Origin of the sequence: Streptomyces sp. NPDC047315 (assembly GCF_040643215.1) — a bacterium.
Taxonomy (GTDB): Bacteria; Actinomycetota; Actinomycetes; order Streptomycetales; family Streptomycetaceae; genus Streptomyces.
In genome coordinates, this window is the sequence record NZ_JBEYTZ010000016.1 from 122514 (window position 1) to 137910 (window position 15397).

General features: G+C 72.6%; 13 protein-coding genes. 11 read left to right on the forward strand and 2 right to left on the reverse strand.

Translation table 11 applies throughout. The features are described from left to right. Window positions 1–102 precede the first annotated feature (102 nt). The 5 genes from ABZ842_RS20095 (at window position 103) to ABZ842_RS20115 (ending at window position 5325) form a co-directional block, all read left to right on the forward strand. A complete protein-coding gene (locus ABZ842_RS20095) occupies window positions 103–1440 on the forward strand; it encodes an aspartate aminotransferase family protein (RefSeq protein WP_361538211.1) in 1338 nt (445 codons plus the stop codon). Continuing rightward, a complete protein-coding gene (locus ABZ842_RS20100; RefSeq protein ID WP_361538213.1) occupies window positions 1440–2627 on the forward strand; it encodes a mandelate racemase/muconate lactonizing enzyme family protein in 1188 nt (395 codons plus the stop codon). The genes ABZ842_RS20095 and ABZ842_RS20100 overlap by 1 nt, the downstream gene beginning before the upstream one ends. After that, complete coding sequence (locus tag ABZ842_RS20105) at window positions 2624–3466, forward strand: amidohydrolase family protein (RefSeq protein ID WP_361538215.1); 843 nt, start codon at window positions 2624–2626, stop codon at window positions 3464–3466. Before ABZ842_RS20100 ends, ABZ842_RS20105 begins: the two co-directional genes overlap by 4 nt. Before the next feature lie 81 nt (window positions 3467–3547). After that, complete coding sequence (locus ABZ842_RS20110) at window positions 3548–4381, forward strand: SDR family oxidoreductase (RefSeq protein WP_361538217.1); 834 nt, start codon at window positions 3548–3550, stop codon at window positions 4379–4381. After that, entirely contained in the window at window positions 4378–5325 is a 948-nt protein-coding gene (locus ABZ842_RS20115) for a GNAT family N-acetyltransferase (RefSeq protein ID WP_361538219.1), read from the forward strand. Before ABZ842_RS20110 ends, ABZ842_RS20115 begins: the two co-directional genes overlap by 4 nt. 14 nt (window positions 5326–5339) lie before the next feature. Here the strand turns inward: ABZ842_RS20115 and ABZ842_RS20120 are convergent, their stop codons facing one another. Next, the gene (locus ABZ842_RS20120; protein ID WP_361538220.1) at window positions 5340–6284 is read right to left on the reverse strand and encodes an N-acetyltransferase; all 945 of its coding nucleotides are present in this window, start codon (window positions 6282–6284) and stop codon (window positions 5340–5342) included. A 170-nt stretch (window positions 6285–6454) separates the two neighbouring features. Here ABZ842_RS20120 and ABZ842_RS20125 point away from each other — a divergent pair, with 170 nt between their 5' ends. Beyond that, a complete protein-coding gene (locus ABZ842_RS20125) occupies window positions 6455–6904 on the forward strand; it encodes a PPOX class F420-dependent oxidoreductase (protein ID WP_361538222.1) in 450 nt (149 codons plus the stop codon). Between the two features lie 77 nt (window positions 6905–6981). Here ABZ842_RS20125 and ABZ842_RS20130 read toward each other — a convergent pair whose 3' ends face one another. Continuing rightward, window positions 6982–8238, reverse strand: coding sequence for a hypothetical protein (locus ABZ842_RS20130; protein WP_361538224.1), 1257 nt, complete (start codon window positions 8236–8238; stop codon window positions 6982–6984). Window positions 8239–8748: 510 nt separating this feature from the next. Here ABZ842_RS20130 and ABZ842_RS20135 point away from each other — a divergent pair. The 5 genes from ABZ842_RS20135 to ABZ842_RS20155 all read left to right on the forward strand — a co-directional run bounded on the left by ABZ842_RS20135 (window position 8749) and on the right by ABZ842_RS20155 (window position 15395). Further along, window positions 8749–9522: a DeoR/GlpR family DNA-binding transcription regulator gene (locus ABZ842_RS20135; protein WP_361538226.1), complete on the forward strand. Its 774-nt coding sequence runs from the start codon at window positions 8749–8751 to the stop codon at window positions 9520–9522. 101 nt (window positions 9523–9623) lie between these two features. Further along, window positions 9624–11198, forward strand: a complete 1575-nt coding sequence (locus ABZ842_RS20140) for an APC family permease (RefSeq protein WP_361538228.1) — start codon at window positions 9624–9626, stop codon at window positions 11196–11198. After that, window positions 11195–12628, forward strand: coding sequence for an FGGY family carbohydrate kinase (locus ABZ842_RS20145; RefSeq protein WP_361538230.1), 1434 nt, complete (start codon window positions 11195–11197; stop codon window positions 12626–12628). Before ABZ842_RS20140 ends, ABZ842_RS20145 begins: the two co-directional genes overlap by 4 nt. Then, the gene (locus ABZ842_RS20150; RefSeq protein ID WP_361538232.1) at window positions 12625–14085 is read left to right on the forward strand and encodes an NAD(P)/FAD-dependent oxidoreductase; all 1461 of its coding nucleotides are present in this window, start codon (window positions 12625–12627) and stop codon (window positions 14083–14085) included. Before ABZ842_RS20145 ends, ABZ842_RS20150 begins: the two co-directional genes overlap by 4 nt. Beyond that, window positions 14085–15395 (forward strand): FAD-dependent oxidoreductase, encoded by a 1311-nt coding sequence (locus tag ABZ842_RS20155; RefSeq protein WP_361538234.1) that lies wholly within the window; start codon window positions 14085–14087, stop codon window positions 15393–15395. Before ABZ842_RS20150 ends, ABZ842_RS20155 begins: the two co-directional genes overlap by 1 nt. Window positions 15396–15397: the final 2 nt, after the last annotated feature.

Sequence of the window (15397 nt, forward strand, 5' to 3'; positions counted from 1 at the left end):
GATCCACCAGCACGCGACGACTGCCCGGGCGGATGGCACCCGCGACCGGTGGCTGTGCAGAGCCCCGGTCCGACCGACAGCAATCGACGCAAGGAGCACCGCATGACGCTCGCCGAGCGCGCCCGCCGGGTCATCCCCGGAGGCGTCAACAGCGGCCAGCGCAGCATCCCCGGCTTCACCGATCTCGTGATCACCCGTACCAGGGGCGCCCGCTTCTGGGACCAGCACGGCCGGGAATTCACCGACTACCACGCGGCCTTCGGGCCCGCGCTGCTGGGCCACAACGATCCCGACGTGGCCGCCGCCACCGCTGCCGCCGGCGCCGGACTCGCCCTGCCGGGCGTGGCCGTCACCGACGCCGAGGTCACCCTCGCCGAACGCCTCACCGACCTGGTGCCCTCCCTGGAGAAGGTGCTGCTCACCAGCACCGGCAGCGAGGCCACCTTCCACGCCCTACGGGTCGCCCGCGCGGCCACCGGGCGCCGCCTCGTCGTCAAGTTCCAGGGCTGCTACCACGGCTGGCACGACTCGGTCAGCCTCAACGTGATCTCCGCGCCGGAGCGCGTGGGGTCCCACGACCCCACCTCCACCGGCATCCTCCCGGAGGTCCTGGACGCCACCTTGGTCCTGCGGTTCAACGACGTGGCCGCCGTGCGCCAGGTCTTCGCGGACCACGGCGACGACATCGCCGCCGTCATCCTCGAACCCATCCCGCACAACGTCGGCGCGATCCTGCCCACCGACGACTTCCTGCGCACCCTGCGCGAGGAGTGCACCAAGGCCGGCAGCGTGCTCGTCTTCGACGAGGTCATCACCGGCTTCCGGCACGCGCTCGGCGGCTACCAGTCCATCTGCGGGATCACCCCCGACCTCACCACACTCGGCAAGGCCATCGCCAACGGCGCCCCCATCGGCGCCCTCGGCGGCCGGGCCGACCTGATGGACCTCTTCTCCACCCGCCCCGGCGGCCCGGCCTTCTTCGCCGGCACCTACAACGGCCACCCGCAGGTCGTCTCCGCCGCCATCGCCACCCTGCGCAAGCTCACCGACGAACCGGTCCACGAGCACACCTTCCGGCTCGGCGAGCGCGCCCGCACCGAACTCGCCGCGCTCTACCGCCGGCTGGAGGTGCCCGCCGTCGTCACCGGCTTCGGCTCGGTCTTCGTCACCTACTTCATGGCCGGCGAGCCCCCGCGCAGCTACGACGACCTGCTCGCCAACGACGCCGCCCGCTTCATCGGGGTGCGCCGCAACCTCACCGAGCACGGCATCTTCGAGCTGCCGCTCAACCTCAAGCGCAGCCACATCTCCTACGCCCACACCGACGCCGACATCGACCACCTGATCGAGGCCACCGAAGCCGCCGTCCGCAAGACCCTCGCCGAAGGCGGCCCCGACGACCTCGCCCACACCTCCACCATGGGCGGAGCGCAGCGCTGATGCTCACCGTCAACACCACCAGACCGGCCGGGCCCGCCGGACGCATCACCCGGGTCGAGACCCTGATCCTCGGCACCGCCTGGCGCGACTTCGGCTACGTCCGCATCCACACCGACGAAGGACTCACCGGCGTCGGCGAGATCACCCACCCCTACCGCGTCGCCGAGACCTGCCAACTCGCCGAAGCCATGGGCCGCCGCCATCTGATCGGCGCCGACCCCTTCGACGTCGAAGAGATCTGGCTGCGGATGTACCAGGGCGACTTCCTGCGCGGCGGCGACGTCGGCGGCGTCGTCGTCTCCGGAGTCGACCAGGCGCTGTACGACCTGATGGGCAAGGCGCTGGGGCTGCCCGTCTACCGGCTCACCGGCGGCGCCGTCCGTGACCGGGTCCGGGTGTACGCCAACGGCTGGTACACCGGCGAGCGGGACCCCGACGTCTTCGCCGCCAAGGCCCGCGAGACCGTCGCCAAGGGCTACTCGGCGCTCAAGTTCGACCCCTTCGGCGCCGGCCTCACCCATCTGGAGAAGGTCGAACTGCGCCGCTCCGTCGAGCTGGTCGCCGCCGTCCGCGACGCCGTCGGCCCGGACGTCGACCTCTTCGTCGAGGGCCACGCCCGCTTCGGCACCGGCACCGCCCGCCGCCTCGTGCACGACCTCGCGCCGTACGACATCGGCTGGTTCGAGGAGCCGATGCCCTGGACCCACATCGAGCGCTACGCGGAACTGCGCGCCGTCGCACCGTTCCCGATCTCCGGCGGCGAGCACTTCCACAACCGCTACGAGTACAAGCAGCTCTTCGCCACCGGCGCCGTCGACATCGTCCAGCCCGACCTGTCGATGGCCGGCGGCTTCACCGAACTGCGCAAGATCGCCGCCCAGGCCGACGCCCACGGCATGACGGTCGCGCCGCACAACTCCAACTCGCCGCTGTGCACCACCGCGTCCGTGCACGCCGCCCTCGGGATCCCCAACTTCCAGATCCTGGAGACCTTCGACGGACTGCTGGAGCCCTACGTCTTCGACGCCGTCAAGGGCGCCCTGCCCGTCGTCGACGGCCACGTGGAGCTGCCCACCGCCCCCGGCCTCGGCATCGAACTCGTCGACGAGGTCTTCGCGGAGCACCCGCCGAGCCACCGGTTCTGGAACATGTTCGCCGAGGGTTGGGAGAAGAGGAACCGCACATGATCGTCGATGTGCACTCCCACCTCTTCCGGCACAGCCACGACTTCGACGACGCCTTCCGCACCGAGTCGGCCCGCGCCCACGCCGGCGAGGTGGACCTCACAGTCCGCTTCGACGAGTACGCCGCCACCGCCCCCGACGACACCCGCACGGTCGTCGTCGGCGGCAAGGCGCGCCGCAGCGGGCTGTGGGTCGACGACGCGGCCGTGGCCGAGTACGTACGGGCCCGCCCCGACCGGCTCATCGGCTACCTCTCCGTCGACCCCACCCAACCGGGCTGGCAGGACGAACTGCGCCACGGCCACCAGGACCTCGGCCTGCGCGGCATCAAGATCATGCCGATGTACGCCGGGTTCAACCCGGCCGACCCGGCGTACGACGACCTCTTCGCGTACGCCGAGCGGCACGGGCTGCCGATGCTGGTCCACACCGGGACCACCTTCGTCTCCCAGGCGCCGCTGGAGTACGCGATGCCCAGGCACCTGGACCCGGTCGCCATGCGCCACCCCGAACTGCGGATGGTCCTCGCCCACCTCGGCCACCCCTTCGAGGGCGAGTGCATCGCCGTCATCCGCAAGCACCGGCACGTCTACGCCGACGTCAGCGCCCTGCACTACCGCCCCTTCCAGCTCTGGCACAGCCTGCGGCTGGTCCAGGACTACGGCGTGTGGGACAAGCTGCTGTTTGGCAGCGACTACCCCTTCACCACGGTGAACGACTCCGTCGACGGGCTGCGCCGGATCGCCCGCGTCCCCGGCATCCCCGGTCTCGACCCGCTCGACCAGGACGCGGTCGAAGCCCTCATCCACCGGCCGGCGCTGGAGCTGCTGGGCCTGGACTGAGCCCACCCGGACCGGGCCCGGGCGCCTTCCCCGCGCCCGGGCCCGTCGGCCCCCGACCTACGACGACCAGGAGCGTTCCCCATGCACCGCTTCGACCTCACCGGCCGCACCGCCCTGGTGACCGGCGCCGCTCGCGGCCTCGGCCGGGCCTTTGCCACCGCACTCGCCGAAGCCGGCGCCGACCTCGTCCTCGTCGACCTGCCCGGCGCCCCCGGGCTCGCCGAGACCGCCGACCTGGTGCGCCGCACCGGCCGCGCCGCACACCTGCACGAGCAGGACCTGTCCCGCACCGACGAACTCGCCGCCTTCGCCGACCGGGTGCGCGAGGCGGCGGGCCCGCTGCACGTCCTGGTCAACAACGCCGGCGTCGCCGCCCTGGAACGCTTCAACGAGATCACCCCCGAGAGCTGGTACCGCGTCATGCGGGTCAACCTCGACGCCGTCTTCTTCCTCACCCAACGCATCGCGGAACACATGGTCAACGACGAGGTGGCGGGCCGGATCATCACCGTCACCTCCAAGAACGGCCTGGTCGCCGAGGCCGGACTGGCCCACTACAACGCCTCCAAGGCCGCCGCCGAACTGCTCAGCCAGACCCTCGCGATCGAACTCGCACCCCACGGCATCACCGTCAACACGCTGGCGCCCGGCATGGTCGAAACCCCCATCGACGGCGAGTTCCCCTTCGACCGGGACGCCTTCGAAGCCGCCTACCGCGAGCGCATCCCACTGGGGCGCTACGCCCGGCCCGAGGAGTGCACCGGGGCGCTGCTGCTGCTCGCCTCCGACGAGGGCAGCTACCTCACCGGCAGCCGCATCGTGGTGGACGGCGGCGTCCTCGCCGACCAGATGCCCCGCACCCGCTTCATGCCGCCGTACCGCAGCACGCTGCCGGCCGCCGACCCCGCGCCGTGACCGTCGAGTACCGCACCGCCCGCCGCGACGACGAGATAGCCCTGAGCGCCCTGTGGGCCACGGCCTTCGCCGGCGCCCCCGTCGAGGACCTGTGGGCAGCCGCCCCCGAACGGCACCGGCACACCCTCGTCGCCGTCGACGACGGCCACGTGGTCTCTGCCCTCCACCACCAGCCCCGCCCCCTGCGCTCGGCCACCGGAGCGGTCGAACGCGTGGGGTGCGTCGGCTCGGTGGCCACCCTGTCCAGGGCCCGGGGCCGTGGCCACGTCCGCGCCCTGCTCGCCGCGGCCGTGCGCGCCATGACCGCCGACGGCTGCGCCTGGTCACTGCTGTTCACCGACACCCCCGGGGTGTACGAGGGCGAGGGGTGGCGCACCTTCTCCCGGCCGACGTGGCACGGACCGCCCGCCGGGGAGACGTCCGCGCCCCGACCGGGGCACGAGGCGCGCGTCAGGACCGCCCTGGCCGCCGACCGGACGGCGCTCGCCGCCCTGCACGACGCGTACGACGCACACCGCCCGCTCACCACGGTCCGCACCGCCGATGACTGGGCGCACCGGGTCCCCACCTGGTACGCCCCCGCCACCACCGACACCCTGCTCGCCGAGGACGCCGCGGGGCGCCCCGTCGGGTACGTCGTCCTGCGCCGCCACCGCGACGGTACGACCGACGTCGACGAGATCGCGCTCGGCGCCGCCGCTCCGGCCGAGCCCCTGGCCCGGGCGCTGTTCGCGGCGGCGGCCGAGCGGGCCGGGCCGGGCACCGTCCGGGTGCACCTGCCCGCCGACGGCGCCGTGTTGGCCGCCCTGCCCGTCCTGCTCGCCGAAGCGTGGGTCACCGACGACCGCACCGGCATGGCCCGTCCGCTGCACGCGACCGCGGCGGCGGTACGAGCCACGGTCACCGCGCCGGGCGCCGCCCACTGGTACGGCGACTCCTTCTGACGCAGCCGTACCCCTTACTTCGGCAGGTGCGTCCAGCCGCGGGCGGTGCGGGTCAGCTCCTGGAAGCCGAGCGAAGCCAACAGGTCCCGCTCCGCCGTCTCGTCGTCCCCGGCGTAGGCGAGCAGCCGATCGATGCCGGCCAGCTCCAACCAGCGGCGTGCCTCGCCGAACAGCCACTCCGGCAACCCCGACAGCGGCTCGTCCGGCAGGTCGAGGTCCGCGACGTCCGCGGTGCCGCCGGAGCGGGCGAGCCGCTCGGGCCGGTCGAGTTGGGTGTCCAGTTCGACGTACGCCACGTCCTCGTCGTCGAGCCGGGCGATCAGCCGGGTGCCCAGCGGGCCGAGCGCCCGGCGGACCGTCAGCCCCGGCAGCGGCGCCGGGCCCGGGGCGGGCAGGGCGCCGGTGGCGGCGAGCAGGACGGTCTCGACGTCACCCGTGTGGACGAAGCCGGCGCCCTCGACGACGGCGCGCACATGGGGCCAGACGTCCGGGATGCCGTACACCCCGGGCACCGGCAGCCGGCCGTCGACCCATCGCGTCCGCACGTGCCAACGGCCGAGCTGCGCCAGGCACGCGGACATCAGCACCTGAGCGGCCGTCGAGCCCGCGTCGTCGGCCCCGTCGGCGCCGTCAGCCTCGTCGGGTTCCGTGGGCAGGTGGAGGAACCACTCCACGCAGCCGGCGTCGCGGTAGTCCTCGCCGACGTCCGGGTCGTTGCGGTAGCGCAGCAGGTGCGCGGCGGCCACGACGCGCTGCCGCTCCTGGGCGATCAGGGTGACGCGCTCGGCCACCCACGGGTCGGTGACGTACTCGTCGGGGTGGCGCTCCATGCTGCTGAGGACGGTGTTCACCGACGCGCCGGCGCCGGGGACGACCGCGGCGGCGTGCGCATTGACGAGCGCGGTCAGTTGATCGCGGTCCTCGCGGTGGAAGGGGCGCACGTACACGGAAGAAGACACGACAGGGCCTCCGTAGGAAACGGTTGGGGGAGGCCGCCATGAGGTGCGGTACCCGATCACCGTAACACCCTGCACCCGCCCCGGCGCTGCCGGAGGGAACGGGTCGAACCGGCGCGGGCCAGACCCTAGGGTGTGGCCGACAAGATCGTCGGCAGACCGTGAGGTGGCACATGAGTGTGATGAGTCCGCAGATCAGGGAGCGGGTCGACGGGGCGTTCTTCTGGTTCGTGGCGACCGTCACGTCCGACGGCGCGCCCCACGTCAGCCCCATGTGGCTGGGGAGCAAGGGCGACCTGCTGCTGTTCAACACGGCCCGCGGTCGGATCAAGGAGCGCAACCTGCGCAACGACCCCCGCGTGTACCTCTCGAACGTCGCCCCCGGGGACCCGTACGACCGGGTCCAGATCCAGGGGCGGGCGGTCGGCTTCGTCGACGGGGCGGAGGCGGACCGGGACATCGACCTGCTCGCGCAGAAGTACCTGGGTACGGACTTCTCCGAGCTGCGGGTCCCGGGCGAGCACCGGGTGAGCGTGCTCATCGAGCCGCTGCGGGCCCGCAACATCGTGGGGGTGGAGAAGTTCCCCGAGGGCGTCCTTGAGCAGCCGGCCGGCCGGGGCTGACGGCCCCCCGTACGCAAGACGACACGGGCGCCCGCACGCCTGGGCCGGCGCCCGTGTCATCTTGCACACGGGGGCCGTCAGCGCTCCCGCACCAGCCAGGTGTACTTCCCCGACGCCCCGATGGGGATCCGGGTGCGGTGCACGCTGCGGCAGACGAAGCCGGTCAGATCGCCGGTGAGCTTCTCCAACGCGGTGTTCGCGGCGCCGTCCAGCGGGGCGCCGTCGAAGGTGGTGTAGCGCAAGACCGCCTCCCGCGGCCCGGTGGTGCGCAGTTGGCTGAGGAAGATCCGGGGCGAGGCGGCCGTGACGCAGGCGTCCAGGTCGCCCTGCGAGACGGGGCCGTCGGGGGTGGGCAGCAACTCCTTCTCCCGGCCGCAGAACTGCACGACCTTGGTGGGGTCCGGGCTGTCGTCCGAGGTCCGCACGCAGTCCCCGGAGCGGTAGCGCACCAGCGGCATGTACGGGTTGCGGACGCTGGTGACGATCAGACCGTGCAGGGCGCTGCCGGGGGCGAGCGGCACCAACTCGACGCTCATCCGGTCGAGGTGGGGGTGGTACCGCCCGGCGGCGTCGCTGTAGTAGAGGTAGCCCAGTTCGGTGCTGCCGAAGAGGTCGACGACCGGGCAGCCGAGGTGGTGCTCCAGGTACTGCCGTACGTTCGCGGGGGTGTACTCGTACGCCGTGACGACGCTCGCGGGACGGGGGAAGTCGTCCCAGACGCCCCACGCGAGGGCCTTGCGCACCAGGTGCGCCAGATGGAGGCCGGAGCAGTCGAGGTGGTACCAGCCGCGGGGGTGCACCCGGCGCTCCGACCGGATCTCGCCGATCATGCGCTCGATGTCGTCGCGCTCCCACTGCTCGGGGTCGAGGCTCAGGTTCAGGTACAGGGTGCGGTCGTCGAGGCGCCGATCGGCGAGCGAGGGCACCGGGGCCGGGTCGACCCGCCGCTTCGCGGCGTTGACGCGGGCGACGTGCTCGGTCGCCAGCACCGTGGTCAGCGACACCCGGCGGCAGCCCTCGCGGAAGGTCCGGCCGATGTCCGGGTGGTCGCTCCACAGCCGGTAGTAGCTCTTCAGCAGGAAGTACGGCGGTCGGATCAGCCGCATCCGGGCGTGGTTGGTGCCCGTGGAGAGCACGCACTCCGCCTCGCCCCGCTTCAGTGCCGCCGCCAGTTGGGGCGTCATCCAGCTGTCCGGAAAGCCCCGGGCTATTTCTGATTTCTCAAGAATGGGAAACCAGCCGCGTTCGATGGAATCCCGGTAGAGGGGAATGTCCCGGACCTGGTCGATGACGTCGGTGGTGGGTTGACCGTCCGTGTGCGCGCTTTCGGGCATGCTCTTGACCACATTTCGCCGGTTCGCGATTTTCGCGTGTCATCTCGGGTGCGAGCGCGGCGCACCGACGGGTGTCGAACGGGGGCGGGCGGCGGTCGGAGGGCGCCGCCCGCCCCCGAGTCTCGGTGTGCCGTGGAATGGGGGCCCCTGGAAACTATGGAATTTGACACGCCACTGTCAACGAAATTCTCCGTTCACTTGATGAGAGAGTGTTCATGAGAATTCTTATGAGAGTGGTCGTGAGAAGAAATTCATGGAACGGAATTGCCCGGGGCGCCCGGATGGGCGGGCCGCGCGGGTGGGCCGGCGCCCTGCGGCGCCGCGCGGCGTCCTGGGGTGTCCCGCCGAGTCGCGTGCGGGCGAGCCTCGAGCGCGTCGGGCGCTGAACTTTCGCCCGACCCCTTGACGAGACTTCGGTCAGCAATCCACACTTCCAGTCAAGCTCGGTCAGGTCCGGGCGGTCCGGAGTGGTCCGGAGCCGTCCGGCGTGGTTCCCGTCAGGAGGTCGTGATGCTGCCAGCAGAGCGCCATCGCCGCATTTCCGCCGTGGTCGACCGGGTCGGCACCATCAGCACGGAGGACTTGGCCGACCAGCTCGGCGTGTCGGCGGAGACCGTCCGCCGCGACCTCGGACAGATGGAGCGGCGCGGCGTCCTGCGCCGGGTGCGCGGCGGTGCCGCTTCCCTCGCCGTCGTCCAGGGCGTCGGCGGCGAGGAAGCCTCCTTCGCCGACCGCGCCACCTCCCAGACCGAGGCGAAGGCCGCCATCGGCCGGACGGCGGCCGACCTGGTGCGCCCCGGCATGACGGTCGCGATCGACGTCGGCACCACGGCCGTCGAGATCGCCCGCGCCCTCGCGCCGGACTTCCGCGGCACCGTCGTCACGCCCTCCCTCCAGGTGGCCGGCGTCGTCGCCGCCCTGCCGCAGGCCGTCGTCCTGCTGCCCGGCGGGCGGGTCCGCGGCGGCGACCTGGTCTGCTCGGGACCGGGCACGGTCAGCTTCTTCGCCGACGTCTTCGCGGACCTCGCGTTCATCGGCTCCGGCGGCATCGACGCGAGCGCCGGCGTGACCGACTTCCACTTCGAGGAGATCGCGACCAAGCAGCAGATCCTGACCAACAGCGCCCGCACCTACGTGGTGGCGGACGGGAACAAGTGGGGACGCGTCGCCGGACACCGCGTGTGTGCCTTCGGCGACGTGACGGGGGTGATCACCGACGCGTCCGCGGACACCGACCTCACCGCGGTCGTGAAGGACACCGGGTGCGAGGTGGTGGTGGCCTGACGACGCGCCCCGGCGCGCCCGACCGCCCTGCCCGCACCCGGACTTCAGCCTCATCAGCTTCCGCTCGCCACCGAGAGCGGGGTCGTGAAAGGAAACGCTCCATGGCCACCCAGGAGTCAGTGAGCACCGACGGCGCCAGACCGCAAGGATCCGGCGCCCGGCCGGAGATGAAGCGGGAGCTGACCCGCTACGCCTCCTTCGCCATGGCCTTCGGCTTCGTCTCGATCGCCACCGGCATCTTCACCACCTACGGATCCGTGCTGAACAGCTCCGGTCCGCGCGGCATCTTCGCCTGGCCCATCGCCGTACTCGGGCAGCTCTCCGTCGCCCTGGTCTTCGGTGCGCTCGCCGCCCGCATCCCCATCAGCGGCTACGCCTACCAGTGGGTCTCCCGCCTGGTGAACCCGGTGTGGGGCTGGATCATGGGATGGATCTCCTTCTCCTTCCTCGGCGTGGTCGTGGTCGCGGTCGACTACACCATCGCCTCGACGATCCTGCCGGAGCTCTTCCAGTACCAGGGCACCCAGCAGAACGCCTGGGCCATCACCGCCGTGGTCGTCCTCCTCCAGGCCGTCCTGGTGGCGAGTTCGACCCGGGTGACGCACTCCGTCAACAAGACCGCGGTGACCATCCAACTCGTCGGCATGATCGCCCTGACCGTGCTGCTGTTCGTGGTCGGCGGCTTCAGCGGCAAGTTGGACTTCGGCACCCTCTTCCAGACCGCGCCGGTCGCCGAGGCCGGCTACTACAGCCTCGGCACCGCAGGTCACGTCGGCCCCTTCGCCCTCGCCTTCCTGCTCGGCGCCTTCACCATCGTCGGCTTCGAGTCCGCGGCCAACCTCGCGGAGGAGACCCGCGACCCGGCCCGCGTCATCCCCAAGGCCATGGTGCAGGCCGTGCTGTCGCTGGGCGTCCTCGGCTTCCTCTTCCTGATCGCCATCACGGCACTGATCGAGGACCCGGCGAAGCTCGCCCAGTCGGACACCCCCGTCGCCACCGTCATCACCGCCGTCCTCGGCTCGGGGATCGGCAAGGCGCTCCTGGTCCTCGTGGTGGTCTCGATCTTCTCCTGCGGCCTGGTCATCACCATGAGCGGCACCCGCCTGGTGTGGGCCATGTCCCGGGACGAGCGCTTCCCCGGCTGGCGGGCGCTGCGCAAGATCCACCCCCGGCGCGGCACCCCGCTGAACGCGACGCTCTTCATCTTCCTCGTCGCCCAGGCGGTCCTGGCGAGCTTCGCGATGACGACCGACGCCCTGTTCTCGCTGTTCTCCGCGGCCACCTTGCTGCCCGCCATCATCTACGCGGGCACCGTCCTGATGTACGTCGTCAAGCGCAAGTCCCTGCCGCCCACCCAGGGCTTCTCGCTGGGCCGCTGGGAGATCCCGGTCATCGTGGTGGCGTCCGTGTGGCTGGTCTACGAGCTGCTGATCTTCCGCGACGCCTCCTTCCGCGACCCCTGGCTGTACGTCCTGGTGCTGTTCGCCATCGGCGCGGTGTACTTCGCCTTCCTGCTCGTCCGCCGCGGCGTCGCCGGGCTCACCATGCCCGACATGGCCGACGTCGACCGCGCACTCGACGCCTCCGACGACACCGACGCGAACGCCTCCCAGGCCACCGTCCCCGCCCCCGCGTCCGCCCCCGCGGACCGAACGACCGAGGTGTCCGACCGATGACCGTCGTCCTCGCCATCGACCAGGGCACGTCCGGCACCAAGGCGATCGTGGTGGACGGCGCCGGCCGCACCCTCACCATCGCCGAGGCCGAACTCCACCCCCGCTACGGCGAGGGCGGGCTGGTCGAGCAGGACCCCGCGGCCCTGCTCGCCTCCGTCCTCGACACCGGGCGGCGCGCGGTCGCCGAAGCGGGCCGCCCGATCGACGTCGTCGCCCTCGCCAACCAGGGGGAGACCGTCCTCGCCTGGGACCCCCGCACCGGGGCGCCCCTGTCGGCCGCGGTCGTCTGGCAGGACCGGCGGGCCGAGTCCGTCTGCGCCGAACTGGGCGAACACGCGGCGACGATCGCCGCCCGCACCGGCCTCGTCCTCGACTCGTACTTCTCCGCGCCCAAGATGGCCTGGCTGCGGCGGAACGTCACGACCGAAGGCGTCGTCACCACCGTCGACACCTGGCTGCTGCACCACCTCACCGGCGAGTTCGTCACCGACGCCGCCACCGCCAGCCGCTCGCTGCTCCTCGACATCGACCGGGCCGACTGGGACGGCGAGTTGATCGACCTCTTCGGCCTCGGCGACGAGCGGCTGCCCCGCATCGTCGCCTGCGACGAGGTGATCGGCACGACCCGCGCCTTCGGCGGCGAGGTCCCCGTCGCCGGGCTCGTCGTCGACCAGCAGGCCGCCCTGCTGGCCGAGGGGTGCCTGGACGCGGGGGAGGCCAAGTGCACCTTCGGCACCGGCGCCTTCCTGCTCGCCAACACCGGCACCACCGCGGTGCGCTCCACCTCGGGGCTGACCTCGTCCGTCGCCTGGCGGGCCGCCGGCGCCACCCCGTACTGCGTCGACGGACAGGTTTACACCGCCGCGTCCGCGGTCCGCTGGATCCGCGACCTCGGCTTCATACGGACCGCGAGCGACCTGGACTCCGCGGCGGCGAAGGAGTCCGACGGCACGCTCTGCGTGCCCGCCCTCGCCGGGCTCGCCGCCCCCTGGTGGCGCCCCGATGCCACCGCCACCTTCACCGGCATGACGCTCTCCACCGGCCCCGGGCACCTGGTGCGGGCCGTCCTTGAGGGCATCGCCGCCCAGGTCGCCACCCTGTGCGACCTGGTGGCGGGCGACCTGGGCGCACCGCTGACCCGGCTGCGCGCCGACGGCGGCCTGACCCGCAGCGCCACCCTGATGCAGGCCCAGGCCGACCTCGCACAGATGCCGGTGGACGTCTACCCGTCCGCCCACGCCACCCCGCTGGGCGCCGCCGCACTGGCGCGCCTGGCGCTCGACCCGCACCTCACCCTCCGCGAGGCCGTCGGCCAGTGGCAGCCGTCGGCCGTCTACGAACCCGTGTGGTCGGCGGAGCGGGCGGCGCAGTTCCGCAGTACATGGACGGCGGTCGCCGAGACCACCGTCCGCAAGGGAGATCTGACATGAGCAAGACCCCAGGCAGCACCAACGCCCCGGGGACCGATGCCGCCGCCACCGTCCACGACGTCGTCGTGGTCGGCGGCGGGATCGTCGGCGCCGCCATTGCCCGCGACCTCGCGGGCCACGCGGTCACCGTCGCACTGGTCGAAGCCCGGTCCGACGTCGGCGACGGCACCAGCAAGGCCAACACCGCCATCCTGCACACCGGATTCGACGCCAAGCCCGGCACGCTGGAGTCCCGCCTCGTCCAGCGCGGCTACGAACTGCTGTCGGCCTACGCACGGGACACCGGCATCCCCGTCGAGCACACCGGCGCCGTCCTCGTCGCCTGGAACGACGAGGAACTCGCCGCCCTGCCCGCCCTCAAGGAGAAGGCCGAAGCCAACGGCTACCACGACTGCGTGCTCATCGGCCCCGACGAGGTCTACGGACTCGTCCCCGCACTCGGCGAAGGCGTCCTCGGCGGGCTGACCGTCCCCGACGAGTCCATCATCTGCACCTGGACCACCAATCTCGCCCTCGCCACCGACGCCCGGCGACGCGGCACCACCGTCCTGCTCGACCACCCCGTCACCGGCGTCACCGTCGGCGAGGACGTCACCACCGTGCACACCGAAGCCGGCCCCGTCCGGGCCCGTTGGGTCGTCAACGCCGCCGGCCTCGGCGCCGACCGCCTCGACGCCCTCTTCGGGCACCAGCGGTTCACCGTCACCCCGCGCCGCGGCGAGCTGTTCGTCTTCGACAAGCTCGCCCGCCCCCTGGTCGACAAGATCGTGCTCCCCGTCCCCACCTCCCGCGGCAAGGGCGTCCTCGTCTCGCCCACCGTGTACGGCAACGTCATGCTCGGTCCCACCTCCGAGGACCTGACCGACCGCGGCGCCACCGGCACCTCCGAGGACGGCTTCGCCTTCCTGCTCGGCAAGGGCGAACGGCTGATGCCCCGCCTCCTCGACGAGGAGGTCACCGCCACGTACGCCGGGCTGCGCGCCGCCATCGACCACCCGGACTACCTCATCGAGGCCGACGCCGACCAGCGCTACCTGCTCGTCGGCGGCATCCGCTCCACCGGCCTGACCGCCGGCATGGCCATCGCCGAACACGTCCGCGGACTCCTCGCCGAAGCCGGGCTGGTCCTCAAGGAACGCGACGAGCTGCCCGAGCCGCCGACGATGCCCTACATCGGGGAGGCGGACACCCGTCCCTACCAGGACGACGAGAAGATCGCCGCCGACCCCGCGTACGGAGAGGTCGTCTGCTTCTGCGAGCGGGTCACCGCGGGCGAGGTCCGCGACGCCTGCCACGCCGAGCTGCCCGCCCGCACCCTCGAAGGGCTGCGGCGGCGCACCCGCGCCATGAACGGCCGTTGCCAGGGCTTCTTCTGCGGCTCCGCCGTCCAGCAGCTCATGAACGACCACCGCACCGGGCAGGGTTGCACCCGCCCGTGCCACGAGGTGACCACCTGATGACCGACCAGACCGACCAGCCCCAGCCGACCGGCCCCGCCACCGCGCCGCCCGCCCCCGCGGGACGCACCCTGACCCCGGACGTCCTCGTCATCGGCGCCGGCCCCGCCGGACTCACCGCCGCCACCGCCCTCGCCCCGCGCGTCGCCGGCGACGTCCTCGTCCTCGACCGGGAGAAGGAAGCGGGCGGCATCCCCCGCCACAGCGACCACACCGGCTACGGCCTGCGGGACCTGCACCGCGTCCTGACCGGCCCGGCGTACGCCCGACGCCTCACCGACGCCGCCCTCGCCGCCGGCGCCCTCGTCAAGACCCGGGCCACGGTCACCCACTGGGCCGGCGACCTCGCCGTGGACGTCACCAGCCCCGAAGGCCGCTTCCGCGTCGAGCCGAAGGCGATCGTGCTGGCCACCGGCGCCCGCGAACGGCCCCGCAGCGCCCGCCGCGTCCCCGGCGACCGGCCCGCCGGCGTCTACACCACCGGACAGCTCCAAAACGCCGTCCACCTCCACCACCAGGACGTCGGCCGGCGCGCCGTCGTCGTCGGCGGGGAACTGGTGAGCTGGTCCGCCGCCGTCACCCTGCGCGAGGCCGGCTGCTCGGTCGCCCTGATGACCAGCGAGTACGAGCGCACCGAGGCGTACGCCGCCTTCGACCTCGGCGGCCGGGCGCTGCTGAAGGTCCCCGTCGCCCACCGCACCCGGGTGGTGCGGGTCATCGGCAGGCCCCGCGTCGAGGCCGTGGAGGTCGAGCACCTGGACACCGGCCGGCGCCGCATCGTGGAGTGCGACACCGTCGTCTTCACCGGCGACTGGATCCCCGACCACGAACTGGTCCGCAGCGGCGGCCTCGACCTCGACCCCGGCACCCTCGGCCCCCTCGTCGACACCGCACTGCGCACCAGCCGCCCCGGCGTCTTCGCCGCGGGCAACCTGCTGCACCCCGTGGACACCGCCGACATCGCCGCCATCGACGGCCGACACGTCGCCGACCAGGTGGTGTCCTGGCTCGGGTCCGGCGGCGCCGCCACCCGGGTCGCACCGGTGCGGCTGCTCGCCGACGCCCCGCTGCGCTGGGTCTCGCCGGGACTGCTGCGCCCGGGCGACCCCGCGCCGCCGCGCCGCCGACTGCTGCTGTGGACGGACGAGTTCATCCGCGTGCCGCACGTCACCGTGAGCCAGCAGGGCCGGGTGCTCGCCGAGCGTCGCCTGGCCTGGCCGGCCGCGCCGGGCCGGATGTTCCGCGTTCCGTGGTCAGTGCTGCGCGGCATCAGCCCCCACGGCGGCCCGGTCACCCTCGGGGTGCGCTGACC

Bases quoted from the DNA above. Each gene is read 5' to 3' on its own strand.
- ABZ842_RS20095 (WP_361538211.1), top strand. From the start codon at position 103: ATGACGCTCGCCGAGCGCGCCCGCCGGGTCATCCCCGGAGGCGTCAAC.
- ABZ842_RS20100 (WP_361538213.1), top strand. From the start codon at position 1,440: ATGCTCACCGTCAACACCACCAGACCGGCCGGGCCCGCCGGACGCATC.
- ABZ842_RS20105 (WP_361538215.1), top strand. From the start codon at position 2,624: ATGATCGTCGATGTGCACTCCCACCTCTTCCGGCACAGCCACGACTTC.
- ABZ842_RS20110 (WP_361538217.1), top strand. From the start codon at position 3,548: ATGCACCGCTTCGACCTCACCGGCCGCACCGCCCTGGTGACCGGCGCC.
- ABZ842_RS20125 (WP_361538222.1), top strand. From the start codon at position 6,455: ATGAGTGTGATGAGTCCGCAGATCAGGGAGCGGGTCGACGGGGCGTTC.
- ABZ842_RS20130 (WP_361538224.1), bottom strand. From the start codon at position 8,238: ATGCCCGAAAGCGCGCACACGGACGGTCAACCCACCACCGACGTCATC.
- ABZ842_RS20135 (WP_361538226.1), top strand. From the start codon at position 8,749: ATGCTGCCAGCAGAGCGCCATCGCCGCATTTCCGCCGTGGTCGACCGG.
- ABZ842_RS20140 (WP_361538228.1), top strand. From the start codon at position 9,624: ATGGCCACCCAGGAGTCAGTGAGCACCGACGGCGCCAGACCGCAAGGA.
- ABZ842_RS20145 (WP_361538230.1), top strand. From the start codon at position 11,195: ATGACCGTCGTCCTCGCCATCGACCAGGGCACGTCCGGCACCAAGGCG.
- ABZ842_RS20150 (WP_361538232.1), top strand. From the start codon at position 12,625: ATGAGCAAGACCCCAGGCAGCACCAACGCCCCGGGGACCGATGCCGCC.
- ABZ842_RS20155 (WP_361538234.1), top strand. From the start codon at position 14,085: ATGACCGACCAGACCGACCAGCCCCAGCCGACCGGCCCCGCCACCGCG.